General features: G+C 71.5%; 22 protein-coding genes and 1 riboswitch. Of the genes, 7 read left to right on the top strand and 15 right to left on the bottom strand.

What is annotated here, in order from left to right; genetic code table 11:
* Positions 1-47: 47 nt before the first annotated feature.
* The 5 genes from ACIBHY_RS01390 to ACIBHY_RS01370 all read right to left on the bottom strand — a co-directional run bounded on the left by ACIBHY_RS01390 (position 48) and on the right by ACIBHY_RS01370 (position 4,753).
* Complete coding sequence (locus ACIBHY_RS01390) at positions 48-1,133, bottom strand: glycosyltransferase family 4 protein (protein ID WP_397305582.1); 1,086 nt, start codon at positions 1,131-1,133, stop codon at positions 48-50.
* The gene (locus tag ACIBHY_RS01385) at positions 1,130-2,404 is read right to left on the bottom strand and encodes a M48 family metallopeptidase (protein WP_397245744.1); all 1,275 of its coding nucleotides are present in this window, start codon (positions 2,402-2,404) and stop codon (positions 1,130-1,132) included. The genes ACIBHY_RS01390 and ACIBHY_RS01385 overlap by 4 nt, the downstream gene beginning before the upstream one ends.
* Positions 2,401-3,093 carry a hypothetical protein gene (locus ACIBHY_RS01380; RefSeq protein ID WP_397245742.1) on the bottom strand — a complete coding sequence of 231 codons (693 nt, stop codon included), beginning with the start codon at positions 3,091-3,093 and terminating at the stop codon, positions 2,401-2,403. The genes ACIBHY_RS01385 and ACIBHY_RS01380 overlap by 4 nt, the downstream gene beginning before the upstream one ends.
* 69 nt (positions 3,094-3,162) lie before the next feature.
* Entirely contained in the window at positions 3,163-3,639 is a 477-nt protein-coding gene (locus ACIBHY_RS01375; protein WP_397245740.1) for a C40 family peptidase, read from the bottom strand.
* Between the two features lie 64 nt (positions 3,640-3,703).
* A riboswitch (cyclic di-AMP (ydaO/yuaA leader) is annotated at positions 3,704-3,867 on the bottom strand.
* Between the two features lie 253 nt (positions 3,868-4,120).
* Positions 4,121-4,753 (bottom strand): class I SAM-dependent methyltransferase, encoded by a 633-nt coding sequence (locus ACIBHY_RS01370; protein WP_397305581.1) that lies wholly within the window; start codon positions 4,751-4,753, stop codon positions 4,121-4,123.
* Positions 4,754-4,824: 71 nt separating this feature from the next.
* Between ACIBHY_RS01370 and ACIBHY_RS01365 the strand changes: the two genes are divergently transcribed.
* Complete coding sequence (locus ACIBHY_RS01365) at positions 4,825-5,706, top strand: LysR family transcriptional regulator (RefSeq protein ID WP_397245736.1); 882 nt, start codon at positions 4,825-4,827, stop codon at positions 5,704-5,706.
* A gap of 14 nt (positions 5,707-5,720) precedes the next feature.
* On the opposite strand, the gene ACIBHY_RS01360 is transcribed toward ACIBHY_RS01365, so the two are convergent.
* Complete coding sequence (locus tag ACIBHY_RS01360; protein ID WP_397245734.1) at positions 5,721-6,674, bottom strand: NlpC/P60 family protein; 954 nt, start codon at positions 6,672-6,674, stop codon at positions 5,721-5,723.
* 411 nt (positions 6,675-7,085) lie between these two features.
* A complete protein-coding gene (locus ACIBHY_RS01355) occupies positions 7,086-8,408 on the bottom strand; it encodes an NYN domain-containing protein (protein ID WP_397305580.1) in 1,323 nt (440 codons plus the stop codon).
* A 134-nt stretch (positions 8,409-8,542) separates the two neighbouring features.
* On the opposite strand from ACIBHY_RS01355, the gene ACIBHY_RS01350 reads away from it, so the two are divergent.
* Complete coding sequence (locus tag ACIBHY_RS01350; protein ID WP_397305579.1) at positions 8,543-9,622, top strand: phosphotransferase family protein; 1,080 nt, start codon at positions 8,543-8,545, stop codon at positions 9,620-9,622.
* On the opposite strand, the gene ACIBHY_RS01345 is transcribed toward ACIBHY_RS01350, so the two are convergent.
* Complete coding sequence (locus ACIBHY_RS01345; protein WP_397245728.1) at positions 9,604-10,263, bottom strand: response regulator; 660 nt, start codon at positions 10,261-10,263, stop codon at positions 9,604-9,606. The two genes, ACIBHY_RS01350 and ACIBHY_RS01345, sit on opposite strands and share 19 nt — an antisense overlap.
* Positions 10,260-11,462: a sensor histidine kinase gene (locus ACIBHY_RS01340; RefSeq protein WP_397245726.1), complete on the bottom strand. Its 1,203-nt coding sequence runs from the start codon at positions 11,460-11,462 to the stop codon at positions 10,260-10,262. Before ACIBHY_RS01340 ends, ACIBHY_RS01345 begins: the two co-directional genes overlap by 4 nt.
* Before the next feature lie 111 nt (positions 11,463-11,573).
* On the opposite strand from ACIBHY_RS01340, the gene ACIBHY_RS01335 reads away from it, so the two are divergent.
* From ACIBHY_RS01335 to ACIBHY_RS01325, 3 genes are read left to right on the top strand one after another with little or no spacing between them, the layout of a single operon-like run.
* Positions 11,574-11,795: a hypothetical protein gene (locus ACIBHY_RS01335; RefSeq protein WP_397245724.1), complete on the top strand. Its 222-nt coding sequence runs from the start codon at positions 11,574-11,576 to the stop codon at positions 11,793-11,795.
* A 1-nt stretch (position 11,796) separates the two neighbouring features.
* Entirely contained in the window at positions 11,797-12,288 is a 492-nt protein-coding gene (locus tag ACIBHY_RS01330) for a PH domain-containing protein (RefSeq protein WP_397305578.1), read from the top strand.
* Entirely contained in the window at positions 12,285-13,817 is a 1,533-nt protein-coding gene (locus ACIBHY_RS01325) for a PH domain-containing protein (RefSeq protein WP_397245720.1), read from the top strand. The genes ACIBHY_RS01330 and ACIBHY_RS01325 overlap by 4 nt, the downstream gene beginning before the upstream one ends.
* A 95-nt stretch (positions 13,818-13,912) precedes the next feature.
* On the opposite strand, the gene ACIBHY_RS01320 is transcribed toward ACIBHY_RS01325, so the two are convergent.
* From ACIBHY_RS01320 to ACIBHY_RS01310, 3 genes are all read right to left on the bottom strand, one after another.
* On the bottom strand, positions 13,913-15,424 hold the full coding sequence (locus ACIBHY_RS01320) for a hypothetical protein (protein WP_397305577.1): 1,512 nt from the start codon (positions 15,422-15,424) through the stop codon (positions 13,913-13,915).
* Between the two features lie 103 nt (positions 15,425-15,527).
* The gene (locus tag ACIBHY_RS01315) at positions 15,528-16,970 is read right to left on the bottom strand and encodes a serine/threonine-protein kinase (RefSeq protein WP_397245716.1); all 1,443 of its coding nucleotides are present in this window, start codon (positions 16,968-16,970) and stop codon (positions 15,528-15,530) included.
* The gene (locus ACIBHY_RS01310) at positions 16,960-18,459 is read right to left on the bottom strand and encodes a protein kinase (RefSeq protein ID WP_397305576.1); all 1,500 of its coding nucleotides are present in this window, start codon (positions 18,457-18,459) and stop codon (positions 16,960-16,962) included. Before ACIBHY_RS01310 ends, ACIBHY_RS01315 begins: the two co-directional genes overlap by 11 nt.
* Positions 18,460-18,583: 124 nt before the next feature.
* Here ACIBHY_RS01310 and ACIBHY_RS01305 point away from each other — a divergent pair, with 124 nt between their 5' ends.
* Entirely contained in the window at positions 18,584-20,290 is a 1,707-nt protein-coding gene (locus tag ACIBHY_RS01305; protein WP_397245712.1) for a DEDD exonuclease domain-containing protein, read from the top strand.
* A 10-nt stretch (positions 20,291-20,300) separates the two neighbouring features.
* Entirely contained in the window at positions 20,301-20,588 is a 288-nt protein-coding gene (locus ACIBHY_RS01300) for an Lrp/AsnC family transcriptional regulator (RefSeq protein WP_184970864.1), read from the top strand.
* Between the two features lie 348 nt (positions 20,589-20,936).
* Here the strand turns inward: ACIBHY_RS01300 and ACIBHY_RS01295 are convergent, their stop codons facing one another.
* From ACIBHY_RS01295 to ACIBHY_RS01285, 3 genes are read right to left on the bottom strand one after another with little or no spacing between them, the layout of a single operon-like run.
* Complete coding sequence (locus tag ACIBHY_RS01295; protein WP_397305575.1) at positions 20,937-22,586, bottom strand: cytochrome bc complex cytochrome b subunit; 1,650 nt, start codon at positions 22,584-22,586, stop codon at positions 20,937-20,939.
* The gene (locus ACIBHY_RS01290; protein ID WP_397105213.1) at positions 22,583-23,683 is read right to left on the bottom strand and encodes a Rieske 2Fe-2S domain-containing protein; all 1,101 of its coding nucleotides are present in this window, start codon (positions 23,681-23,683) and stop codon (positions 22,583-22,585) included. Before ACIBHY_RS01290 ends, ACIBHY_RS01295 begins: the two co-directional genes overlap by 4 nt.
* On the bottom strand, positions 23,680-24,489 hold the full coding sequence (locus tag ACIBHY_RS01285; RefSeq protein ID WP_397245707.1) for a c-type cytochrome: 810 nt from the start codon (positions 24,487-24,489) through the stop codon (positions 23,680-23,682). Before ACIBHY_RS01285 ends, ACIBHY_RS01290 begins: the two co-directional genes overlap by 4 nt.
* Positions 24,490-24,496 lie beyond the last annotated feature (7 nt).

Genomic DNA, 24,496 nt, shown 5'->3' with positions numbered 1-24,496 from the left:
CTGTCATGGCAAGCGGCGACCTGACACAACTACGCACCACTCCGACGTCACCCGTCGAGAATGTCGTGGAAACGCCTCGCCACCAGCTCCCACGACCACGCGGAAGTGATCCACTCCCGCCCCAGCGCCCCCATCTTCCCCGCCCGCTCCCGGTCCACCAGCAGCTCGACCAGCGCCTGAGCCACCGCCCCGGCCGACCCGCCGTCCACGACCAGCCCGGTCTCCCCCTGACGTACGGCGTCCGGCGCCCCGCCAGAGGCACCGGCCACCACGGGCAGCCCGCTGGCCGAAGCCTCCAGGAAGACGATCCCGAGCCCCTCCACATCCGCCCCCCGCAACCGCGTACGGCAGGGCATGGCGAAGACGTCGCCGGCCGCGTAGTACCCCGGCAGGCTCTCCCCCGGCACCGCCCCGGCGAACACCACCGACCGGGTCCCGGCCGCCAGCCGTTCCAGGCGCCGCCGGTCCGGCCCGTCCCCCACCAGCAGCAGCACCGCGTCCGGCACCGCCCGCAACACCCTCGGCCAGGCCCTGATCAGCTGGTCCTGCCCCTTGCGCCGCACCAGCCGGGACACGCACACGACCACCGGTCCCCCGAAGGAGCCGGCGGGCGCCACACCGGGGTGGAAGGCCGCCGTGTCGACGCCGGGCGCCAGCCGTATCAGCTTGGCGGCGGGAACGACCCCGGCGAGCCGCGCGCGCGTGTACTCCCCCAGGTAGGTCACCACGTCGGCGTGCGCGCCGATGCGGCGCAGCACGCCGCGCAGGAGCGGCGTGCTCGCCCAGGACGCCTCGTGGCCGTGCGTCAGCATCACCACGCGCCGCGCCCCCGCCGCGCGCAACCGGGGCGCGAGCAGCCCCAGGGGAGCCGCGGCGCCGAAGACCACCGTGTCGGCGCCGAGGCGGGTCACGAGCCGCGCGGCCCGCCGCGCGACGCCGGGCGTGGGCAGCATGAGCGAGGTGGGGTGCCGGACGATGGGGTACGCCTGCCGCCGGTCGAACTCGGCGCTGCCCGCCCAGGCGGGCGCGTAGACGACGACTCCGGGGGTGCGCACCGCAAGCCCGTGCACGAACGACTGGATGCCACCCTGACGCGGCGGGAAGTCGTTCGTGACGATGAGGACGCGCCTCACGGCTCCGGGACGCCGTTCAGCAGCGCCCAGGAGCGGGCCATGGCGATGCGCTGCGGCGCGGTGGGGTGGGAGGAGTACAGGACGTACTCGACGGCGTCCGGCGCGAGGTCGGAGATGTTGGTCGTGGCCAGCCGCTTCTGCATGGCCGTGAACGTCGCCGGGTCGCGGGTGAGGTCGAGCGCGTGGGCGTCGGCGCGCGCCTCGACGTGGCGGCTGACGACGTTCTGGGCGGGTCCCGACAGGACGGTGGCCAGGCTCATCAGGCCCATGACGGCGCCCACGGCCAGGGGTTCGGTGATGGCGGTGACGCGGGCGCGCCGCCGTACCAGCGGGAAGAGCGCGAACAGCAGGGCGGCGCCGAACGCGGCGCCCAGCGCGCCGATGAGCGTGCCGTTGAGCACGTCGTTGTACTTGGCGTGGCCGAGTTCGTGGGCGACGACGAGCTCGACCTCCCGCTCCGGCGCCTTGAGCAGCGTGTCGTAGACGACGATGCGGCGGGTGGCGCCGAAGCCGGAGACGTAGGCGTTGAGCGCGGTCGTGCGGCGGGAGGCGTCGGCGACGAGCACGTCCTCGACCGGTACGCCGTCGCGCTCGGCCATGGCCAGCAGGCCGGTACGCAGCTGGGACGGCGGCATGGGCCGGAAGTCGTTGAACAGCGGCTCGAAGACGACCGGATACACGAACGAGGCGGCGACGGTCAGCGCGGCGGCGCCCACGGCGGCGGGCACCCACCAGCGCCGGAACCTGCGCGCCAGGCCCACCAGCGCCACGATCATGATGGACAGCAGCACGACCCTGACCGCGATGTTCTTCAGCCGGTCGCCGCTCCAGCCCGCCCAGTCCTGCGTGGACAGGCCGAACTCGCGCAGCCGTACCTCGAACCACATGCCGAGCGGCCAGCGCACGACCTCGACCAGCACGGTGAGCAGCAGCACGCCCAGCACGACCCGCACCCACCACGGGCCCTTGAGCCGCCCGAGGACCTTCGCGCCGAGCGGCGTGGCGACCAGCAGCCCGGCGAACAGGATCGTGAGACCGAACGACAGGTACGACGGCACGCTGGTGGCCGCGTCGAACGCCTGCGACCTGGCGATCTCGGCGGCGGAGAAGTCGCGGGCCGGATCGGGGGCGACCCGGGGCGCTCCCGGCGGCAGCGCCCGCCAGGGCGTGGTGAACGCGGCGACCGCGACCACGACGGCGCCGAGCGCGACGGCGGCGATCCCGGCCTGCCGGTGTACCCGCGCGGGGGCCTTGTCCCGCTGATCGGTCACTCGAGTTCCTCCCGTAGATAGGCGCGCCATCCGGCGACGAGCTCGCCGGACGGCAGGGGCAGGGCCCGCTCCACGCCCAGCCGCCGCGCGTCGCGGTAGAGCCTCACCAGCCTGTCCTCGCCGAAGCGCGCGGCCAGGAAGCGACACGCCAGCCAGGCCTCCTGGTAGGACTGTGCCAGCCGCGCGGCCCCGGGCGCGAACGCGTCCGCCCCGGGCAGTTTCCCTGGCACCCGTCCGGCCCGTACCTCGGTGGCGAGTTCGGCCGCCGCCACGGGCACGGCCAGGCCCGCGTCCTTGTAGGCCACGTAGTCGGCGAACCCCTCGTACAGCCAGGCGGGCAGTCCGGCGGTGCCGGCGGCGACGTGGGTGAGCTCGTGGGCGAGGACGACGTCGCGTCCGGTGGGGGTGAGTTTGGCGTAGTTCTCCGGGATCACGATGACCCTGCCGTCGTGGGCGATCGCGGCCAGCCCCTCGACCGAGCCCACGCCGGCCGTCCGCGCCGCGTGTGCGGCGTCCTCGGCGAGTTCGACGCTGGGCCGTACCCGCTGGCCGAGGATCGCCGCGACGCGCACCGCCGCCCGCTCGGCGCGCCGCTGAAGGTCCGCTTCCGCATCGGGCGCCCGTTCGGGGGCGCAGCCCAGCGTGAGGACCAGGAGGGCCGCGAGCGCGGCGCGACGGCTCACGACCACGGCCCCGATGGTAGCCGGACGCGCGAAGGCCCCGTCCCGGGAGGGGACGGGGCCTTTCGGACCGGGCGACTACAGACCGGGCCGGACGGCTCCCGCGAAGGACGACTTGCGCCATCCGCTGAGCCGCTCGATGCGCACCCGCTTGCCGGAACTCGGCGAGTGGACCATCTTGCCGTTGCCGACGTACATGCCGACGTGGCCTCGACCGCGGAAGAACAGCAGGTCACCCGGCTGTAGAGACTTCCACGAGATCTTCTTCTTGATGCGCGCGTACTGGCTGTGCGTCACGCGGGGGATCTTGACTCCGGCCTTCTTCCAGGCGAACTGGACGAGACCGGAGCAGTCGAAGGCGCCGGGTCCCGTTCCGCCGTAGCGGTACGGGTCGCCGATCTGCGCCCTTGCCGCGGAGACGGCCTTGCGGGCCTTGCTCTTCTGCCGGGCAGTCGTCGACTGCGTCGCCGTCTTGGCCGAGGTGGTGGTCTTGGCCGTGGTACGCGCCTGGGCCGCCGGGGCATGGAGGGCGAACCCTCCGGCCGTCACGGTCATGGCGAGCGCCGCGCCACCGAGAACAAGACGGGGGTTGTGCGGGGAGGTAGACAGGATTTCTCCTTGGTTCTTCCACGAACGCCTACCGGGTTAGCTGACGGATTCGGGCCTGGAAGTCGCCCTACGGCACGCTGAACGCGCCGATTCACCCCTTGATCCCGGGGGAATGGGATCGGTGGTTCCCCGGCTCCGTGCCTCCTGGCTGCACGGACTCGGCAGGTCGCGGCCCCTGGTCGTACGGGGGCGACCGGCGGATCTCTATGGGTCCTCATCGAGCCCGGACGGGGCCGATGCCGGTTCGCGGCGCCATGGCTTGTTCGCCGCGACGCCAGAACGTACTCCCGGGTTCATGGCCCGGCAAAGTCCCGGCAAAGTTGTAAAGATCAGATAAAGGACCCTGTCAGGACGGGAACTCCTGCTGGACAGCGGGGTCCCGTTACTCAAATGTGACCCTCCTCACACTTGGAGCTCCAGGGGTGAGTCAGGTCCCATTCGCCCCTCCTGTCACACGCGTCACAGCGGTCAGCCGGAAGCCCGTCGGCGTGTGCCGTACCTCTTCGATCTCCTTCAGCCGCGCGGCGTGCTCGCCGCCGAGATAGCGGAACAGGTACGGCACGCGCCGCCTCCGCCGGATCTCGAACCGGGCGGCGATGGCGTCGAGCATGTCCTCCGCGGGCGAGTGATCGACGTGCGCCTCGCGCCAGCGGGTCATCGGGTCGCGCTCGGGCCCGTCGAAGCGGCCGAGCAGGGTTCCGGCGTCGTAGAACCAGGTGGCGGCGGCCTCGTCGGCCCAGTCCCAGGCGAACTCGTCCACCACGAGCAGCCCGCCCGGCCTCAGCAGCGCGGCCGCCCGGTCGAGTGCGGCCTCCAGCGGATGCATGTGGTGCAGCGACAGTGACAGCACGATGACGTCGAACGGGTCGTCCTCGTAGACGGTCAGGTCGGCGCGCTTGGCGGGCACGCCCGCCGCGAGCGCCGCGGCCGGGTCGAGGTCGATGGCGGTGACGTCGTGGCCGCTCGCGATCAGCGCACCGGCCAGCGCGCCGTCGCCGCAACCGGCGTCGAGAACGCGGGCGGGAGCCTCGGGCAGCGCGGAGAGAATCCAGGTATCCATGGGTCCGATCGTGCAGCGAGCGATCCATGCGCACCACTGCGGGTTCGGCATGAAAGACATAAGCTCCATGCATGCTTGACGTCTGGTCGCTGAAGGTGCTGTCAGAGGTGGGACGGCTCGGGTCGTTCTCGGCGGCCGCCGAGGCGCTGTCCATGACCCAGCCGGCCGTCTCCCGGCAGATCGCCGCGCTGGAGCGCCGGTCGGGGGTGCTGCTGTTCCACCGCCTGCCACGCGGCGTACGGCCCACCGGCGCCGGGCAGGCCGCCCTGGAGCAGGCCGCGCACGTGCTCGACGGGATCGCGCTGCTGGAGACCCGGCTGGCCGCGCACGCGTCGGGCGAGCACGGGCGGGTGCGCGTACAGGCGTTCCCGAGCGCCGTCACCGCGTTCGTGCCCGAGTGCTTTCGCGTCTTCGCCGCCCGTCACCCGGCGGTCGAGCTGTCCCTGACCGTCGGCGGCGGCGGCGCGTCCGCCGTCCTCGCGGGAGAGGCCGACCTCGCGCTGCTCACCTCGTGGGACCCCGAGCCCGCCGGCCTGGAACTGGTGCCGCTGCTCGACGACGAACTGCTGGTCGCGCTGCCGGAAGGCCACCCGCTGGCGGCCGGGGAGAGCGTGCGGCTGCGTGCGCTGGCCGGTCAGGCCTGGATCGACGGCAGCCACCCCGACTGCCTCGGGCCGCTGTCGGAGCTCGCCGCGGCGCTGGGGGCGCCGCCGCGCGTCAGCCACCTGTGCGACGACTGGAACGGCCGCCAGGGCCTCGTGGCGGCCGGCGTCGGGGTGATGGTGTTCCCGTCGATCGCGGGCGGCGCGGCCCTGCGCCCGGACATCAGGCTCCTGCGGCCGGATCCGGCCCTGCCCGCGCGCCGCGTCCTCGCCGCCGTCCTGCCCGCGCCCGGCCGCTCACCGGCCGTGGAGGAGCTGCTGCGGACCATGCTCGGGTACGGCAGGCCGTAACGCCGGCCGGGGCTTCAGGGCCGGATCGCGCCCACGACGCGCCTGCCGTACGAGGTGAACTTGACGACCTTGATGACGTCACCCGTCTGGGGCGCGTGCACGATGTTGCCGTTGCCCGCGTAGATGGTGACGTGGCCGAGGCCCTCGCTGAAGATCAGGTCACCGGGGCGCAGCGCGTCGAGCGAGACCCGGCGCTTGGCCCCCCACGCCCACTGCTGCCAGGTCGTACGCGGCAGCGAGACGCCGGCCGCCCGCCAGGAGGCCTGGGTGAAGCCCGAGCAGTCGTACCCGCGCGGACCGGTGCCGCCGTAGATGTACGGCTTGCCGACCTGCCCGAACGCGAACTTCAGCACCGCCGCCGCGTTCCCCGTGGCCGGGCCCGTGTACTTGATGCCGGTGCTGTTGGGATCGCCCGACTTGTACGCGCCGAGCTCACGCAGGAGCTTCTTCTGCTCCTGGATCAGCTTGAGGATCTCGGCTCGTTCCTTCTCGACCTTGTCGCGCTCCTCGTCGGCCGCGACCAGCGCGTCCTGGGCCAGGTCGCGCTCGGTCTTGAGACCCTTGTTCTCCCGGTCGAACGCGGCCAGCTTCTCCGCCCGCTCCGCCTGGAGCTGGCCGGTGAGTGCCATGCCGTTGAGCATGCTCATCGGGTCGCCCTGGCCCAGCATCGCCGGCCACGAGGTCACGTCGGCGCCCAGCTGGTAGTCGTTGACCGCCATGGTGATGACCTGGGCCCTCAGGCGGGCGACGGTGGCCAGCTTGTCCTTGTAGGAGGAGTTGAGCCGGCCGTACTTCTTCTTCGCGGTCTTGTGCCGCTCGGTGGCGGTGTTGAAGCGCTCGACGACGTGGTCGGCCTTGTTGTTGAGGCGGGAGAGCTTCGCCTTGGCCTGTTTGATCGTGGGCTTGGGATCAGCCACGGCCACGCCGACCGGCGACGCCAGCAGCCCGATCGCCAGACCAGTCGCCAACGAAACCCGGCCAAACCTCACAGCGTCGCCTCCCAGTGATCACACCTGGGGGCAAATAGTACAGAAGTGATGGGTGTGTTCTCAGCCTTTAGCCTGATTTGTAACCCACACCCCACCATCCCCACCTCCCCCACCCATCACCAGGCACAACGACGGGCGACCCGTCGGCGGGCACAGCGGACGCCCCACCGCGCGACCGGCCGCCGTCCGGATGCCCGGGACCGCTGAGGGAGCCCGTCGAGCGGCCGGCCGCGCCGATGGGCGCAGATCGGAACGTACGCCCAGCCGGGGCGCCCGCGCACCCAGGCAGACCAATCCGGTCTGAACACCCCTCACCCCAGAGGCGTCACGTGGCAGCCGGCAAGGAGCACGACAACTTTTCCGTGCGAGACCGAGGAGCCGTGGGAGGGATCAGACGCGGCCGAGGCGGCGCAGGATCAGGGCGGAGGGGACGGGCCGGGCGCCCATGCGGCGGACCGACTCGGCCACCTCGCGGTCGGACGACACCACGGCTATCGCGCGGCCCGGCGGCTCGGCGCGGACCAGCTGGCGGATCACGTCGTCGGCGATCTCCCCCGGAGCGCTGAACAGGACGCGGACCCCCCGGGGAGCCACCACCTGGACGGGTGAGTTGAGTTCGGCGCCGTCGAAGACCACCGTGACCTCCACCCGGGTCTGGGCGACCAGACCGCCGAGGCCGGTCATCAGGCGGGCGCGCTGGTCGGCGAGGGTGAAGTTGCCGTAGCCGGTCTTGGTCACGTTGTAGCCGTCGATGATCAGATGCACCTGCGGCAACGCCAGCAACTGGTCCAGCAGCTGCGGGTCGTCGTCGGCCAGGGCACGCGCCGGCACGCCCCGGACCCCGGGGGCGCCGGGAGACACCGCGGCCACCGAGTCGGCGGGGCGGCTGATGGTGGTGGGCAGGGCCAGTTCCCTGCGCAGACCGGCCGACGCGTCCTGGAGCGCGTCGAGCAGGACCCTGATGCGGGCGTCCTCGATGCTCCTGCCCTCGCGCGCGGCCCGGCGGGAGGCCTCCAGCTGTTTCTCCACGTCGCTCAGCCGCTCACGTACCCGGCGCAGCTCGGCCTCGCCCGCGCTTCCGGCGGCCGTGGCGGCGGTCTTCACCTCGACGGCGGCCTGCTCCACCGCGCTCACGCGCTGCTCGGCCGCCTTGGCGCGCTCGCGGGCCTCGTGGAGTTTGCGGCGCAGGTCCGAGTTCTCGGCGCGGGCGGTCTTGAGCTGCTCGCGCAGCCGGTCGGATTCCTCCTTGGCGGCGGTCTTCGCCCCGGCCAGCTGTTCGCGCAGCCGTACGACCTGCTGCTCCTGCGCCGAGCCCTCGGCTGCGACGGCGGACTGCTCCAGGTCGGCCCGCGCCATCTCCACCATCTCCGCCCAGCCGGGCGGGCGGGCGAGGTAGGCGGCGGCGGCCACCAGCACGGGGTCGGCGGCGGGCGGCACGTTGCCCTCGGCCAGCGCGGCGACGAGCTCGGGCCAGCCGGCCGCGACCGACTCGGCGACGGCCTCGCGGAACTCCTTGTCGCTCTCCAGCTGAGCGGCGATGGGCGCGCTGCCGAGCTTCGCGCGCTTGCGCGGATCGAACCTGGCGATCCCGCGCAGCGGCGGAGGCACGATGGCGGCCGGCATCGACCCCAGGACCTGCGCCGCGAGGTCGACGACGTTCAGTCTTACCTGCTCAGGGAGCGGGCGAGACAGGCCTTCACCGGCTGAACTCATCCCGTAGTGTCCCTTCGCGCCTTGCTCTTTCAGTCAAGGGTACGGCTGCCGCGTACCTAACCGTAACTGTGCGTTGCATCTGGACAAGCGCTTGGTTGGCGGTATACGACTGTGCCAGGCCAGGGAGGTCCAGGGTGACGGAGCAGATGCGCACCTCCACGCGTGACCTGGAGGAACTGCACGATCGGGTGTCCGCGTGGCTCGGGGCCAAGCTCGGCCGGGCCGTACCGGTGTCGGGGCTGGAGCGTCCTTCGGGCAACGGAATGTCCAGCGAAACGTTATTTTTCACAGCAGAATGGGCTGAAAAGCCCACACGGTGCGTCGCTCGCATGGCGCCGACCGCCGAGGCGGTGCCCGTTTTCCCCGCCTATGATCTCGGTGCCCAGTTCGAGGTCATGCGGCTGGTCCGTGAGCGCGCGGGCGTGCCGGCGCCCCGGGCGCTGTGGTTCGAGCCGGACCCGGCGCCGCTCGGCATGCCGTTCTTCGTGATGGAGCGCGAGGAGGGGCTGGTCCCGCCCGACGTCATGCCGTACACCTGCGAGGGCTGGCTGCTGGAGGCCGGGCCAGAGGGGGCGCGGACGCTTCAGGACGAGACCGTGGCCATCCTGGCGGCGGTGCACGAGACGCCCGTCCGCCCCGCCGAACTGGCCTTCCTCGGCGCCGCCGGGCTGCGGGCGCATGTGGAGGACCAGCGCGCCTACTACGCCTGGGCGCACGGCAGGCGCCGCATCCCCGTGCTGGAGCGGGCCTTCGACTGGCTGGAGGCGCACTGGCCGAAGGACCCCGGACCCGACGTGCTGACCTGGGGCGACGCCCGGCCGGGCAACGTGATGTACCGGGACTTCCGCCCGGTGGCCGTGCTGGACTGGGAGATGGCCGCCGCGGCCCCGCGAGAGCTCGACCTCGGCTGGATGATCTTCCTGCACCGCTTCTTCCAGGACATCGCGGAAATGCTGGAACTGCCCGGCATGCCAGACTTCATGCGCCGCGACGACGTCTGTCGGAAATATCAGGAACTAACCGGCTACGAGCCCCGCAACATGGACTTCTACGAGATGTACGCCGCCCTCCGGCACGGCATCATCATGGCCCGCGTCTGGCAGCGGCGCATCCACTTCGGCGAGCAGGCCGACCCCGAGGACCCGGACGACCTGGTCATGCACCGCGCCGCCATCGAGCGGATACTCGCCGGGGATCAGGGGCCCGCGTCGTAGACGGTCAGCGCGATCTGGACCCGGTTGTTCAGCTCCAGCTTGGTGAGGATGCGCGACACGTGCGCCTTCACCGTGGCCACGCTCATGTAGAGCTCGGCCCCGATCTCCGCGTTGGACCTGCCCTGCCCCACCGCGACGGCCACCTCCCGCTCGCGCTCGCTCAGCCGCGCCAGCAGGACCCGCGCCCGGTCGGTACGCTGCCCCACGCCCCCGTCGGACACATGCGAGATGAGCTGCCGGGTGACCACCGGCGACAGGATCGGCTCCCCCGCCGCCACCTTGCGGATCGCCGCCACCAGGTCGCCGGGCGGAATGTCCTTCAGCAGGAACCCGGCGGCCCCGGCCCGCAGCGCCCGCAACACCTGGGCGTCGGCGTGGAACGTGGTCAGCACCACCACCTCCGGCGGCGACGCGGTGGCCCGCAGGGCCTCGGTGGCGGCCAGGCCGTCGACGCCGGGCATGCGGATGTCCATGAGCACCACGTCGGGCCGGTGCTCGGCCACGCTCGGCGGCACCTGCGCGCCGTCGGCAGCCTCGCCGACGATCTCGATGTCGCCCGCCCCCGAAAGGATCATCGAGAGCCCGGCTCTGACCAGGGCGTCGTCGTCGACGATCAGTACGCGGATCGGAGCGGTGGTCATGTCGTCCACGGTAGCCATGCCTTCACCAGAAAATCCCCATCGGGTCGCGGGCCGTGCTCCAGACGGCCGCCGGACAGTTCCGCGCGCTCGGTCAGGCCGATCAGCCCGGCCCCCGCGCCGGGGATGCGCGGGCCGAGCCGTACCCCGACCGGATTGCGCACCTCCACCGTGAGGCCGTCGCCGGGACCGCCCGAGACCCGCACCGTCACCGGCGCGCCGGCGGCGTGCTTGCGGGCGTTGGTGAGCGCCTCCTGGACGATGCGGTAGGCGTTGCGGCCCAGCGCGTCGGGGACGCCCTCCCGGTCGGGCAGGATCAGCGCGACGTCCATGCCCGCCCGGCGGCACTCGGCGACCAGGGCGTTGAGGTCGGCGAGCGTGGGCTGCGGGCGGTCGGGGACGGGGTCGTCGCCCGCGGCGTGGCGCAGCACGCCGATCACGCCGCGCAGGTCCTGCAGGGCCTGGTGGGCGCTCTCGCGGATGGCGCCGGCCGCCTTGGCGATCTCGGCGGGCTTGGCGTCGGGGCGGAACTCCAGCGCGCCCGCGTGCAGGCTCAGGATCGACAGGCGGTGGGCGAGCACGTCGTGCATCTCCCTGGCGATGCGCTCGCGTTCGAGATGCTTGGCCTGCTCGGCCGCGGTGTCGGCCTGGACGCGCAGCGACCAGACGAGCTGCCGCCTGGCGCGCACCACCAGCCCCCACGCGAACAGCACGGTCACGATCGAGGCCCCGAGCGTGAAGTTGCCCCAGAAGCCCAGGTCGGGGCTGGGCCGGAAGTAGGCGAAGGGGAAGAGCGTGACGAGGTTCGCCAGCGCCACCGGGCCGGAGATCTTGAACGGCCGGTGCACGGCCACGGTGAACAACGCCACCGCGGAGGCCCCGCCCACCAGCACGAGCCCGGTCGACAGCAGGGTGAGCGCCAGCGCCAGCGTGACCGGCCAGCGACGCCGCAGCCACAGCGACGCGCACGCCAGCGCGCCGACCACCTGCTCGGTGGCCTGGAGCGGCTCGGGAACCCGGCTGATCTCGGGCAGGGTGAGCAGCGTGAGGCCGCAGGCCAGCACGAACATGAGCGTGTCGACGATCCAGTCGCGCGTCGAGCGCTTGACCGGCCGCCCCTCCTCGCCGTCACCGAGCAGGACCGAGGGCAGCGCCCATCGATATTCCTGCCCGGGTGACCGGGCGCCGTCCGACTCCTTCATCGTTTCCCGAGGTTAGAGCCTTCCTACGACAGAAGGACAGCGACCAAAGTCGATGTCTCGCTCAACCTACGGCCGAGGCGGCGTCAAGGGCCGCGGGGCCAGGCTGGAGCCATGAGAGTGGTCCTCGAGATAGCCGGCTGGCTCCTCCTGCTGCAGGGAGCGGGCGGCGTGATCAATACCTTGTTCGGCTGGTGGAGCTGGGCGCACGACCTGCTGCTGGTCAACAGGCTGTCGTTCCTGAGCGGATACGAGGTGTTCGCCAGCATCGTCCTCGGCGTGCTCGGCGCGGCGCTCCTGGCCGCCACGAGCGCGGCCAAGAACAGGGAGGCCTGAGATGAGCACGCTCGCCCTGCGCCCGCCGCGCCACCAGGCTGACCCGAGGGCCGTCTCCTGGTGGACGGTTCAGTCGCTGCTGCTGGCGGTGCCGCTCGCCGCGGCCGCCGGGGCCGCCTATTGGTTCTTCTCCGACCGGCCGTTGTGGCTGGGGCTGGTGGTGGCCGCGTTCGTCCTGATCTGCCTGGTGCTGGCCCTGGTGGCGCCGCGTGCGTACTACCGGGTGCAGCGCTGGGAGGTCACCGACGACGCGGTCTACACCCGCCAGGGGTGGGTGACCCACACCTGGCGGGTGGCGCCGATGTCGCGCATCCAGACGGTCGACACCGCGCGGGGGCCGGTGCAACGGCTGTTCGGGCTGGCCGACGTCACCGTGACCACCGCCTCGGCCGCCGGCCACATCAAGATCGAGGCGCTCGACCAGGAGCTCGCGGCGCGCCTCGCCGAGCGCCTGACCGCGATCACCCAGGCCACTCCCGGAGACGCCACATGACCGCCGTGCCGGACGAACAGGAGGTCCTGCCCGAGCAGGACGGCTGGCGGAAACTGGCGAGCAGGAGCGTGGCCGCCTCGACGGTGATGTCGGTGGCCATCATCGTGCCCGTGGTCGTGGTGCTCGGCCGGATCCTGCTCGGCCAGGACTGGTCGTTCGCCGCCGTGGTCGGCGTCGGCGCGCTCGCCGCCGTCGTCATCATGGCCGCCGTGGCCGTCTACGACGTGCTGCGCCTGCGCACCACCCGCTGGCGGCTGACGGGCGAGCGCCTGGAACTGCGCTCGGGCATCGCCGAGCGCCGCCACCGGTCCGTGCCGCTCGATCGGGTGCGCAGCGTGGACATCACCGCCGATCCGGTACGGCGGGCGTTCGGGCTGGCCGTGGTCAAGATCGGCACCGGCGAGCACACCGGCGAGACCAAGGAGCTGACCCTCGACCCGCTGGTCAGGCCGGAGGCGGAGGCGCTGCGCCGTACGCTGCTGGAGGGAGAGCGCCCGCGGGCGGAGACGGCGGAATCCGCCGACGCGGCGGTGGCGCGGCTGGACTGGGCCTGGATCAGGTACGCCCCGCTGAGCATCTGGACGTTCGTGGGCGGCGCGATCGTGGCCGGAGCGCTCTACAAGCTGCTCGACGCGCTCGGCTTCAACCTGGTGAGCGACGGCACGCTGAAGGAGGCGTGGTCGTGGGTGCGGACGCACCCGTGGCTGGCCGTGCTCGCCTTCGTCGGCGCCAACGCGTTCGTGGGCCTCGTGGGGGCGCTGGGGCTCTTCGCCGAAACGTGGGGACGCTACCGGCTGGAGCGCGAGCCGGGACGGCTGCGCCTGCACCGCGGCCTGCTGACCACCCGCTCGCTGACGCTGGAGGAGCGGCGGCTGCGCGGCGTGGAGGTGGCGGAGCCGCTGCTGCTGAGGCTGGGCGGCGGCGCCAAGGTGAAGGCCGTGGCGACAGGCCTGCGCAAGGCCGAGGACAACGAGACCGAGGACGTGGCGGCGCTCACCCCGCCCATGCCGCGCGAGCTGGCCTGGAAGGTGGCCGCGGCCGTCTACGGCGCGCTCCCCGGCGAGCGGCACCCGGTGCTGCTGCGCCACCCGCGCGCGGCCAGGCTCAGGCGGCTGCGCTGGGCCGTGGCGTACGTGGTGGTGCTGGCCGCCGCTGTGGGCGTCCTGGACGCGGTGTTCGCGTGGGTGCCGGTCTGGGCCTGGGCGGCGCCGGTCGTGGCCCTGCCGGTGGCGCTGGGGCTCGCGGTGGACGCGTACCGGGGGCTGGGGCACGGGCTGGGGCCCAGGCACCTGCTCACCCGGTCGGGTTCGGCGCTGCGCAGCACCGTGGCGCTGGACCGCTCGGGCATCGTCGGGTGGACGGTGCGCCAGTCGTTCTTCCAGCGCCGGGCCGGGCTGCTGACGGTCTCGGCGACCACGGCGGCGGGCAAGGGCCACTACGACGTCCTGGACGTCGCCCAGGACGAGGGCCTGCGCACGGCGTCCGTCGCGGTGCCGGGGCTGCTGGAGCCCTTCGTCGTCAGGCGATGAGGCAAGCCGCGCTTTGCCCAGGCCCCTGTGCTGGGCAAAGCGTGACTTTGGCTGACAACCCTAGTCATCGCACTTGCAACCCAGTTGCAGGAACCTCAACTGCCGATCGGCTGTTCCTTCATCGCCGCGGCGAAGGCGCGGGCCAGCTTGAGCGCGCCCTCGCGGGCCTCCCGCTCGGCCAGCAGCCGCGCCTTGGCGGTGTTGGGCGCGGCGCCCTCCGGGACGTCCACGCCGGCGTAGTCCACGAGCACCACCTTGGCGCCGACGCGCAGGACGATCGTGCCGCTGCCGTTGTGAAGCAGCCCCTTCTGGTACTTGACGTACTGGCTGAAGGCGCCGTCGCCCAGGTCCTTGATGTCCGTCATCTTGCTCCAGGTGATGCCGCCGAAGCCCATCTCCTGGTTGGCGCCGCGCTTCTGCGCGTACATGCCCCTGGCCGCGCCCTGGTCCTCGGCGCCCGCCCGGTTGGTGAACTCGTGGACCGTGACCATGGCGCTGCGCAGCTTGTAGCCCGCGCCCTCCATGGGGATCTTCTTGTTCAGCCAGCGGCACTCGCTCTGGCGCTCCTGGCCGGCCTCGGCGGCGCGGGCGCGGGTCTCGCCCTCCGGCACGAGCTCCAGCGCCACCCGCGCGACCTTCTGGCACACCGGCGGGAAGACCGCCACCGGCGTGGGTGACAGCGTGGGCCGGGCGGTCGGCGACGCGGAGACCTTGGGCTTGGGCTGGGCGAGCACGTCCGGGTTGGCCGCCTGCCAGGCCGCCATGCCCTTCACCACGTGGCCGACCAGGGCGCTCGCCTCGCGCAGGGCGTTCTCCTCGTTGATGGACTTGGTGCCCTCGTTCGTGAGCATCTTGGCGTCCTTGGGCTGCTGGCTGGCCTGGAACTTGACCTTGACGGTCATGTCGCCGTTCCTGGCCTGGGCCTCGCCGAAGGAGTACCACAGCAGGTCACCGGAGCGCCGCCAGGTGTACTGGACGAAGGCGCCCTCGCCCACGCCCGGGACCTCCCGCATCGGGGAGATGTACTCCTTCTCGTCCTTGCGCAGTTCGGGCTTGGCGGTCTCGCGGTACTTGGCGCTGCTGAGGTTGAGCTCGTAGGAGCTCTGGGCCATGGAACGGCCGGTCTTGGCGCCGTCTCCCTTGTGCTGCTCGACGCGGATGTCGATCTCGCGGCTGCGCCAGAACTCGTTGTAGGAGATGCGGCGGTTGGCCCAGTTGCAGGTGAAGGAGATCGTGTAGGAGTCGGGGGTGTCGCGCGAGTCGCCGCTGACGGTGGCGCCCGGCACCAGCCGCTCGGTCTCCTTGCCCGGCACCATCGCGCAGACGTCGAGCGCGGACGGCGCCGCCGGCTTGCCCGAGCCCGAGCCGGAAGGCGCGCCCGTCGGCTTGGCCGCGGGCGGCCGGGTGCCGGGCAGCGCGACCTTGCCCGTGAGCACGAGCGCGGCCACGGCGCCGGCGCCCAGGACCACCACGACCGCGGCGGCGACCAGGGCGACGATCCAGCTCCTTCGCCGGGGCGGGGGCAGTTGGGCCGGCGGCATGGTCGGCTGCTCGAACGGTCCGCGGTACGGGTTGGTCGGCGGCTCGAACTGGCTACCGGGGTTCACTGCGTCACTCCTGACTTGCCCGGGAACGGTGGGGAAACATGCTAGTCATGGGGCTTGCAAGGCACTTGCAGGTATCAGCCCCTTACGCTCCGTCCCATACGCATCAGCCCCTCAGGGCGCCCGCCACGGCCTTCGCGGCCCGCGCGGCCAGGTCCTTGTCATCCGCGCCGACCTCGCGGGCGTCCTGCTCGTACACCAGGACCTCCCCGATGAGGTTGCTGTCGCGGAACAGCACCCGCGCGGTGGCCTGCCCGTTGCTTCCCGTCAGGTGCCTCTTGAACGTCGACTGCGCGAACGCCGCCTCGCCCACCCCGGGCACGTCGGCGACCTCGCCGGTGGTCAGCCGGAACGTGGTCCCCTTCGAGGCGTTGCTGTTGACCCGGTCGGCGTCGAACAGCGTGCGTGCAGCGCCCGGCCCGTCCAGGCCCCCTCGGGGCTGCTCGGCACGGGTGCGCACGGTCAGCTCGCGGGCCGGCCGCGAACCCCGCCAGACCCGCCAGCGGCACTCGCCCTCGCGGGTGCGCTCGGCCTTGGCCGCCGTCTTCAGCAGTTCGGCCGCCTGGGCCGCGGGGAGCAGGGTGCACGGGTCGGGGGCGGTGGCGTACCTTCCGGCGTCCGGAGCGGTCAGTACGGCCACGCCGTACCAGACCCCGGCCCCCAGCACGAGAACGGCGGCGAGCACGGCCGGCAGCAGCCATCGGCGCCGGCGCGGCCCGGAAGCCTGGACCCGGGGCGGCGGGCCGCCCGACAGCGCGGTGCGGACCTGCGCGGCCGTGGGCCGGGCGGCGGGCTCCTTGGCCAGCATCGCCATGAGCAACCCGCCCAGTTCCGGGCCCGCGCGCGTGGGGAAGGGCGGCTCGTGCAGCAGGACGGCTGCGGCCACCGCGGCGGGCATGGCCCGTTCGAACGGCGGGCGCCCCTCCACGACGGTGTACAGGCTCGCGCCGAGCGACCACAGGTCGGAGGCCGGCCCGGAGGCGTGGCCGTTGAGCCGCTCCGGCGCCATGTAGCCGGGCGAGCCCGCGCTGCCGTAGCGGTCGCCGCGCCCGCCGACGGGGGCGGCGATGCCGAAGTCGGTGAGCATCGCGGTGCCGTCGGCGTCGAGCAGGATGTTGGCCGGCTTCACGTCCTGGTGGACGATCCCGGCGGCGTGCGCCGTCTCCAGCGCCGACAGCACGCGCAGCCCGATCCCCGCCACCAGGCCGGGCGGCAGCGGGCCGTGCTCCTTGACGACCTTGTCGAGCGAGCGGCCCGTGGACAGGTCCATGATGATCCACGGCTGGTCGCCGTCGAGCACCACGTCGTGGATGAGCACGATGGCCGGGTCGCGCAGGCGTCCCGCCGCCCTGGCCTCGTGGATGGCGTTGTGGGCGAACTCGGCGCGCTCGTGCGGGCTCAGCCCGCCCGGCACCCTGACCTGCTTGACCGCGACGGAACGGTGCAGGGTCTCGTCGAGCGCCCGCCAGACCGTGCCCGCGCCGCCTTCGCCGAGCCGCTCGAGGAGGCGGTAGCGGCCGGCGAGGAGATAGGAGCCGTCAGCCCGCACGGCGCAGCCCCTGCTCGACCAGTTGGGCGGCCTTCTGGGCGGTGTTCCTGATCTCCACGTCCGTGGGCTTGTTGTTGATCGTGGTGTACTCGACCTGCACGACCAGGTTCGCCGTCCTGAACAACACGAACGAGCTGTGGATCCGCCCGGTCTTGCCGGACAGCTCGAAGGCGAAGCCGCCCTCTCCCGGGGCGGTGACCTTCCTGATGGCGCCGCGGCTGGCGGGCAGACTCTGCTTGACCCCGATCTCCGGCCAGGTCCACTGGAGCTTGCCGGAGCGGTTCCAGTAGCGCTCCTGGTTGGTCAGGAGGCGTCCGGCCGTGGCGGAGGTCATCCGCCAGGGGTCGGGGGTGTCGGAGTCCTTCTGCACCTGCAGTCCGAGACCGGTGCCCTGCAGCGTCCAGCCGCACTTGGGCCCGACCTCGTCGGCCGACGGCTTGACCGCCGGCGCCTGGCGGGTGTCGAGCAGCGTGCCCACCTCCTCCGGGGTGAGCAGCTTGCACAGGTCGAGCGGCACGTTGTACGCGCTCGGCGGCGCGTTCTCCCCCGGCCGCAGCAGGAAGAAGCCGCCCACGCCCGCCACCAGCAGCACGGCGGCCGCGGCGGCGATCCAGATCCAGGCCCGGCTCCGGCCCTTGCGCCGCGTGGGCACGGTGGCGTCGTGGCCTCTGGGCAGCTCGGGGTTCTGGCCGGCGGCAAGCTGCCGCAGCGCGTGCAGGGCCGTGGCCGCGTCGGGGCGGGCGGCGGGGTCGCGGGCGAGCATGGCGGCCAGGAGGAGGCCGATCTGGCCGCGGGCGGGCCTGGGCGGCCTGGTGAGCGTGTTCTTGATCCGCTCGGCCACCGGCCCGTCGTACACGGGGCTGCCCTCGGCCGCCAGGAAGAGCGTGGCGGCCAGGGACCACAGGTCGCTGGCGGGGCCGCCCGGGTGGCCCTCCAGGCGTTCCGGCGCGATGAAGCCGGGCGAGCCGATCATCAGCCCCTGCTCGGTCAGCGTGGCCTGGCCCTCCTGGCGGGCGATGCCGAAGTCGGTCAGCACCACGCGGCCCGAGTCGGTCAGGAACACGTTGCCCGGCTTCACGTCCCGGTGCTGCAGGCCGCGGGCGTGGGCGGCCGACAGCGCGTCGAGCGTCTCGGCGCCGATGCGGGCGACCTGGGCGGGCGGCAACGGCCCCTGGGCGGCCACCAGCGCGCCGAGGTCGCGGCCGCGCAGCAGTTCCATCACCAGCCAGGGCCGGTCGTGCTCGACGATGACGTCGTGCAGCGCGACGATCCCCGGGTGGCGTAGCTGGGCGGTGGCCTGCGCCTCGCGTACCGCCCTGGTCACGGCCTCGTGGCGCTCGCGCGGGGCCAGGTGTTCGGGCAGCGTGAGCTCCTTGACCGCGACCTCGCGATCAAGCATCTCGTCTCGTGCCAGCCAGACGCGGCCCATGCCGCCGCTGCCGAGCGGCCGGATCAGGGCGTACCTGTTGGCGAGTCGTCCCCCGGACATAGATAGGAGACTAACGAAAGATCAGGATTTATCGGTCAGGTACGCTCCCGAACCCCCGGCGCGATCGGTGAGACAGGGGATGCGGGCGGATAACTGTCGGTCCTCCCTTCTATGGTCTTGGGTCGTGGACGCGGTTCAAGGCACTCTCGACGAGCTAGGCACTCCCCTCAGCGAAGTCACGTTCGTCGTCTTCGACCTTGAGACGACCGGCGGCTCCCCCGCCGAGCACGCGATCACCGAGATCGGCGCGGTGAAGGTCAAGGCCGGCGAGGTGCTCGGCGAGTTCTCCACGCTGGTCGACCCGGGTGGACCGATCCCGCCGTTCATCTCGGTGCTGACCGGCATCACCGACGCCATGGTCGTGGCCGCGCCACGCATCGAGTCGGTGCTGCCGAGCTTCCTGGAGTTCGTCAGCGGCGCCGTCCTGGTCGCGCACAACGCCGGGTTCGACACCCGCTTCATCAAGGCCGCCTGCGCCGCGCTCGGCTATCCGCCCCCGCTCAACCCGGTGGTCGACACCGTCGACCTGGCGCGCCGCGTGCTCACCCGCGACGAGGTGCCCAACGCCAAGCTCGGCACGCTCGCCCGCTTCTTCCGCAGCCCCACCGAGCCCTGTCACCGCGCCCTCCAGGACGCTCGGGCCACCGTGGACGTCCTGCACGGCCTGATCGGCCGGGCCGGCTCGTTCCAGGTCCACACGCTGGAGGAGCTCAAGTCGTTCGTCCGCGCCCCCACGCCCGAGCAGCAGCGCAAGCGCCACCTCGCCGAGTCGGTGCCCCACGCCCCCGGCGTCTACCTGTTCGAGGACGAGCGCGGCGAGGTCCTCTACATCGGCAAGTCCAACAACCTGCGCAACCGCGTCCGCTCCTACTTCACCGCCAGTGAGACCCGCCCGAGGGTGCGCGAGATGATCGGCATCGCCGAACGCGTGCGCCACGTGGTCTGCGCCACCGCCCTGGAGGCCGAGGTACGCGAGCTGCGCCTCATCGGCGGCGCCAAACCCCGCTACAACCGCCGCTCCCGCTTCCCCGAGAAGGTCGTCTGGCTCAAGCTGACCCAGGAGCCCTTCCCCCGGCTCTCGATCGTGCGCGAGGTACGCGACGACGACGCCGCGTACCTCGGCCCCTTCAGCAGCGCCAGAGCCGCCGACGACGCCAGAACGGCCCTGCACGAGGCCGTCCCCCTGCGCCAGTGCACCCAGCGCCTGACCGCCTCCACCCGCGTCGCCGCCTGCGCCCTGCACGAGATGGGCCGCTGCGGCGCCCCGTGCGCCGGCCACGAGAGCCCCGCCGACTACTCCCTGCACACCGAGGCCGCCAGACGCGCCATGCAGCACGACGCCGGCGCCGTCTACACCGCCGTCAGCGCCCGCATGGAACGCCTGTCGGTCGAGCAGCGCTACGAGGAGGCCTCCGTCGACCGCGACCGGCTGGCCACGTTCATCCGCGCCGCCGCGCGCATGCAACGCCTGTCCGCGCTGACCGGCATCCCGCAGATGGTCGCCGCGAGCCCCGCCTTCGACGGCGGCTGGGACATCCACGTCATCCGCTACGGCCGCCTCGCCGCCGCCGGCGTCATGGCCCGAGGCACCCACCCCGTCCCCTATGTGGAGTCACTGGTCGCCGCGGCGGAAACCGTCATTCCCGGCCCCGGCCCCACCCACGCCGCCACCGCGGAGGAGACGGAGTGCATCCTGCGCTGGCTGGAGTCCCCCGGCATCCGCCTCGTGGAGGTCGACGGCGAATGGAGCCTGCCCGCCCGCGGCGCCGCCCGCCACAAGGCCCGCATCGACCTGGCCTACCGCGGACTCGACCACAAGGCGCTGCGATAAGGTGGCAGCCATGGTCACGGCAATCGTTCACATCAACGCCGAAGTCGACCGCATCCCGGAGGTCGCGCAGACGATCGCCGAGATCGACGGGGTCAGCGAGGTCTACTCCATCACCGGCGAATACGACTTGCTGGCCATGGTCCGCGTGTCGGCCTACGAGCAGATCGCCGAGGTCATCCCGGGCCGCCTGAACAAGGTGGCCGGCGTGCTCCACACCGAGACCCACATCGCCTTCCGCACGTACTCCAAGCACGACCTGGAGTCGGCGTTTTCCATCGGCCTCCCCGAGACCGACTGATCTTTCTCTCCTCAAGGCCCTTTTCCATTACGGCCCGCCGCGCCCCCCACCACCCGCCGCCGTGGGCTCAGGCCGATCGTGGGGATCGCTTCTCACGTCGGACGACACCCCACCGCAACGGCCATAGGCAACACGCGGCCGCGCCCCGCCCGCGGCTCCTGGGCCCTCTGGGCTCTTGAGCCGCCCAGTGCCTTCAGACCGCCTGCCGCTCTCCCTGGGTTGGCCGCCTCCCCCGGCCGGCAGAGCCGTGACGGAGGCGCCCGAACGGACAGCCCACCACACGAAGAGCCGGAAACGCGCGAAGGGCCTGAACACCTGGTTCGGGCCCTTCGCGGTATTACTGGTGAACTAGTGGCGCGTGATGGACTTGTCCTCGCCGGCGCCGACCGCGGCGTGTTCGTCCTCGTGGCCGTGGCCATCGTCGAGGGGGATCTTCTCCCCGCCGTACGACTTGGACATGGCCGCCCGCAGCCTGCCCAGCGGCCCGCGCATCCCCTTGGGCGGAATGCCCGCACTGTCCTCGGCGACCGCCACCATCGGCACCGCCTCCTTGGCCCGCAGCGAGTCCTCGACCGTGTCGATCGGCGGCGTGTGCACCTCGATGAACTCACCATGCGGCAGCCGCTTGATCACACCCGACTCCACCCCATGACCGATCACCGCGGCATCCGAACGCTGCAGCCCCAGGCAGATCCGATAGGTGATCACATACGCCAGCACCGGCCCGATGAGCACCAGCACCCGACCCACATACGTGGTCACATTCAAGCTGATCTGGAAATTGGCCGACAACTCGTCGTTGGCCCCCAGCAACCACAACACGCCATAGAACACGATGGCCGACATGCCGATCGAAGTCCGGTGCGGGTTGTTGCGCGGACGATCGGAGACATGCAGGGCACGATGATCACCGGTCACCCAGCGCTCCAGGAACGGATACAACGCCAGCCCCGTCATGATGATGCCCATCGGCAACAACGCCGGAATGATCACACTCAACGGCAGCGTCCCCGCATGGGACGTACCGAACAGATTGATCTCCCAAGCCGGCATCAACCGCAGCGACCCCTCCAGGAAACCCATGTAGAAGTCAGGCTGCGACCCCGCCGAGATGTCCGCCGGGTTGTAAGGCCCGAAAATCCAGATCGGGTTGATCTGCGCGAACGTCCCCAGCCCCGCCACCAGCGCGAACGTGAACAGGAACATCGCCCCGGCCTTGAGCATGAACGCCGGATAGAACGGCGCGCCCACCACATTGTGGTTGGTGGCGCCCCGGCCGGGCATCTGCGTGTGCTTCTGCACCCAGGTCAGCACCACATGAGCGCCGATCAACGCCAGCAAAATGCCCGGAATGAGCAGAATATGCAGCGAGTAGAACCGGGAAATGACATCCATACCCGGATACTCACCACCGAACAAGAAGAACGTGATGTACGTCCCCACCAGCGGCAGCGAGATCGCCACACCCTCGGTGATCCGCAACCCCGCACCCGACAGCAGGTCATCCGGCAGCGAGTAACCGGTCAAACCCTCGGCCAGCGCAAGCGTCAGCAGAATGACACCGATCAGCCACGTCAGCTCACGCGGCTTGCGATAGGCGCCCATGAAGAACACCCGCAGCATGTGCACCATCATGCTCGCCACGAACAACAACGCGGCCCAATGATGCATCTGCCGCATCAGCAGGCCGCCACGCACATCGAAGCTGATCTCCAGCGACGACGCGTACGCCTGCGACATCCCCACACCCTTCAGCGGGGCGTAGGAACCGTCATAGATCACATGCTCCATACCCGGCTTGAACCACAGCGTCAGGAACGTACCGGTCAGCAGCAAAATGATGAACGAGTAGAGCGCGACCTCGCCCAGCAGATACGTCCAGTGATCCGGGAAGATCTTGCGCAGGTTGCGCTTGAGGAAGTTGCCCGCCCCCAGCCGGTCGTCGAGGAAACTCGACGGCCCGCTGATGGCCTTGGGCACTGACGTGAGCTCACTCATGCCGTGCTCCCTTCCCTGGCCGCCTTCTCGGCGTCACCGCGCTCCCAGTAGCTGGGGCCGACGGGGACGTTGAAGTCTTCCTTGGCGATGAGGAAACCCTCGGCGTCGACACCGATGTGCAGTTGCGGCAGCGGCCGCGCGGCCGGGCCGAAGATGACCTTGGCGCCGTCGGCCGCGTCGAACGTCGACTGGTGGCAGGGGCACAGGATGTGGTGCGTGGTCTGCTCGTAGAGGGCCGCGGGGCAGCCGACGTGCGTGCAGATCTTGGAGTACGCCACGATCCCGTCGTGCGTCCAGTTCTTGTTCGTGCCCGGCTTGAGGTCCTCCGGCCTGAACTTGATCAGGATCAGCGTGGCCTTGGCCAGGGCGTTCATGTCGTGCTCGTAGCCCTCGGGCACGACCGACAGGATGCCGCCGGGCGAGTTGAAGTCCGCGGCGCGGATCGGCTGCCCGGTGCCCTCGACGATCAGCTTCATCGGCTTCTTGAGCGTCTCGGCCCACACGGTGTGGCGCAGGAGCTTGTTGAAGTTGGCGCCGGTCATCTTGGAGTTGTCGAGGTCGCGCAGCAGTACCAGCGGCAGCAGGCCGAGCGGCGCGGAGGCCAGCAGCAGCGTGCGGCGCAGGAGCGGCCGCTTGACGAAGCCGCTCTCGTTGGCGCCCTGCAGGAACGTGTCGGCGACCTCTTCACGGGTCGTCTCGTCCGTGGCGAGGTCGTGGCGTTCCTGGATCAGGTTGTACTTCGGCATGATCGACCGCACCCAGACGGTGACACCGACGGCCAGGCCGAGCAGCGCCAGCGTCAGCGTGCCGCCGAGGGCCAGGTTGGACTGGCCCGTCGACTCCGGCGTGCCGACCTGGATCTGCACGTACAGGATGATGAAGGCGATCGCCGACAGGAACGTGATCGTGAAGCAGAGCGCCACGACCTTCTCCGCCTTACGCGCCGACTTCTCGTCGGGGATCATCACGCCGGGCACGTCGGCGTCCTCGACGGTCTCCTTCGCACCGAGCATCGAGGTGCCCGGTGCGGGAGTGCCGATGACACGCTTGGGTACGCGCTCGTCCGGCTGCTCGATCTCGTGCTCGTTGTCTGTCATGACTTCTTCCGCTTCTTCGCGGTGATCCAGATGGCGACGAGCGCCATGAAGCTGATACCCACGACCCACGCCACGAGACCTTCGGTGACCGGGCCGATGCGGCCCAGGCCGAAGCCTCCGGGGTCCCTCTGGGAGCGGACCTCGGTGATGTAGGCGATCATGTCGCGCTTTTCCTGCGGCGTGATCGTCGTGTCGTTGAAGACCGGCATCGCCTGCGGGCCGGTGACCATCGCCTCGTAGATCTGCTGAGGAGAGGACTCGTTGAGGCTGGGGGCGTACTTGCCTCGGGTCAGCGCGCCGCCGGCGCCGCCCCAGTTGTGGCACTGGATGCAGTTGGCGCGGAAGAGCTCACCGCCCTTGGCCGCGTTGCCCATGGCCGGGTCGATCTGGTCCTTGGAGGGGATCGTCGGCCCGCCGCCCAGCGACTGCACGTATGCGGCCAGCTGGCGGGTCGTCTCCTCGTTCACCCACCGAGGGGTGGGCTTGCGCGGCGCCTGGGCACCGGGGTTGGCCGCCGGCATGCGGCCGCTGCTCACCTGGAAGTCGACGGCCGCGGCGCCCACGCCCACGAGCGTGGGGCCCGTGGAGGTGCCCTCCGCGCTGAGGCCGTGGCAGCTGGAGCAGTGGGCCTGGAAGAGGCTCTTGCCCTGTGCGACGTCGTCGAGCTTGCCGGACGCGAGAGCCGCGTCCGCCGGCCGGCTTCCCTGGACGAGCGTGGCGTAAGCCACCCCGATCAGCGCCAAGGCCAGTACCAGGACGGCATATCTCGCGAGGGGATGCCGCCGCCAGGCGGTGGTCCTAGTCACAGAGATC

Source organism: Nonomuraea sp. NPDC050547 (assembly GCF_044457345.1).
Classification (GTDB): domain Bacteria; phylum Actinomycetota; class Actinomycetes; order Streptosporangiales; family Streptosporangiaceae; genus Nonomuraea.
The sequence above is the reverse complement of the archived record's forward strand: the minus strand, read 5'-3'. Positions and strand labels throughout refer to the sequence as shown.

Bases quoted from the DNA above. Each gene is read 5' to 3' on its own strand.
- ACIBHY_RS01375 (WP_397245740.1), bottom strand. From the start codon at position 3,639: ATGACCGTGACGGCCGGAGGGTTCGCCCTCCATGCCCCGGCGGCCCAG.
- ACIBHY_RS01370 (WP_397305581.1), bottom strand. From the start codon at position 4,753: ATGGATACCTGGATTCTCTCCGCGCTGCCCGAGGCTCCCGCCCGCGTT.
- ACIBHY_RS01365 (WP_397245736.1), top strand. From the start codon at position 4,825: ATGCTTGACGTCTGGTCGCTGAAGGTGCTGTCAGAGGTGGGACGGCTC.
- ACIBHY_RS01355 (WP_397305580.1), bottom strand. From the start codon at position 8,408: ATGAGTTCAGCCGGTGAAGGCCTGTCTCGCCCGCTCCCTGAGCAGGTA.
- ACIBHY_RS01345 (WP_397245728.1), bottom strand. From the start codon at position 10,263: ATGACCACCGCTCCGATCCGCGTACTGATCGTCGACGACGACGCCCTG.
- ACIBHY_RS01340 (WP_397245726.1), bottom strand. From the start codon at position 11,462: ATGAAGGAGTCGGACGGCGCCCGGTCACCCGGGCAGGAATATCGATGG.
- ACIBHY_RS01335 (WP_397245724.1), top strand. From the start codon at position 11,574: ATGAGAGTGGTCCTCGAGATAGCCGGCTGGCTCCTCCTGCTGCAGGGA.
- ACIBHY_RS01330 (WP_397305578.1), top strand. From the start codon at position 11,797: ATGAGCACGCTCGCCCTGCGCCCGCCGCGCCACCAGGCTGACCCGAGG.
- ACIBHY_RS01325 (WP_397245720.1), top strand. From the start codon at position 12,285: ATGACCGCCGTGCCGGACGAACAGGAGGTCCTGCCCGAGCAGGACGGC.
- ACIBHY_RS01310 (WP_397305576.1), bottom strand. From the start codon at position 18,459: ATGTCCGGGGGACGACTCGCCAACAGGTACGCCCTGATCCGGCCGCTC.
- ACIBHY_RS01300 (WP_184970864.1), top strand. From the start codon at position 20,301: ATGGTCACGGCAATCGTTCACATCAACGCCGAAGTCGACCGCATCCCG.
- ACIBHY_RS01295 (WP_397305575.1), bottom strand. From the start codon at position 22,586: ATGAGTGAGCTCACGTCAGTGCCCAAGGCCATCAGCGGGCCGTCGAGT.
- ACIBHY_RS01290 (WP_397105213.1), bottom strand. From the start codon at position 23,683: ATGACAGACAACGAGCACGAGATCGAGCAGCCGGACGAGCGCGTACCC.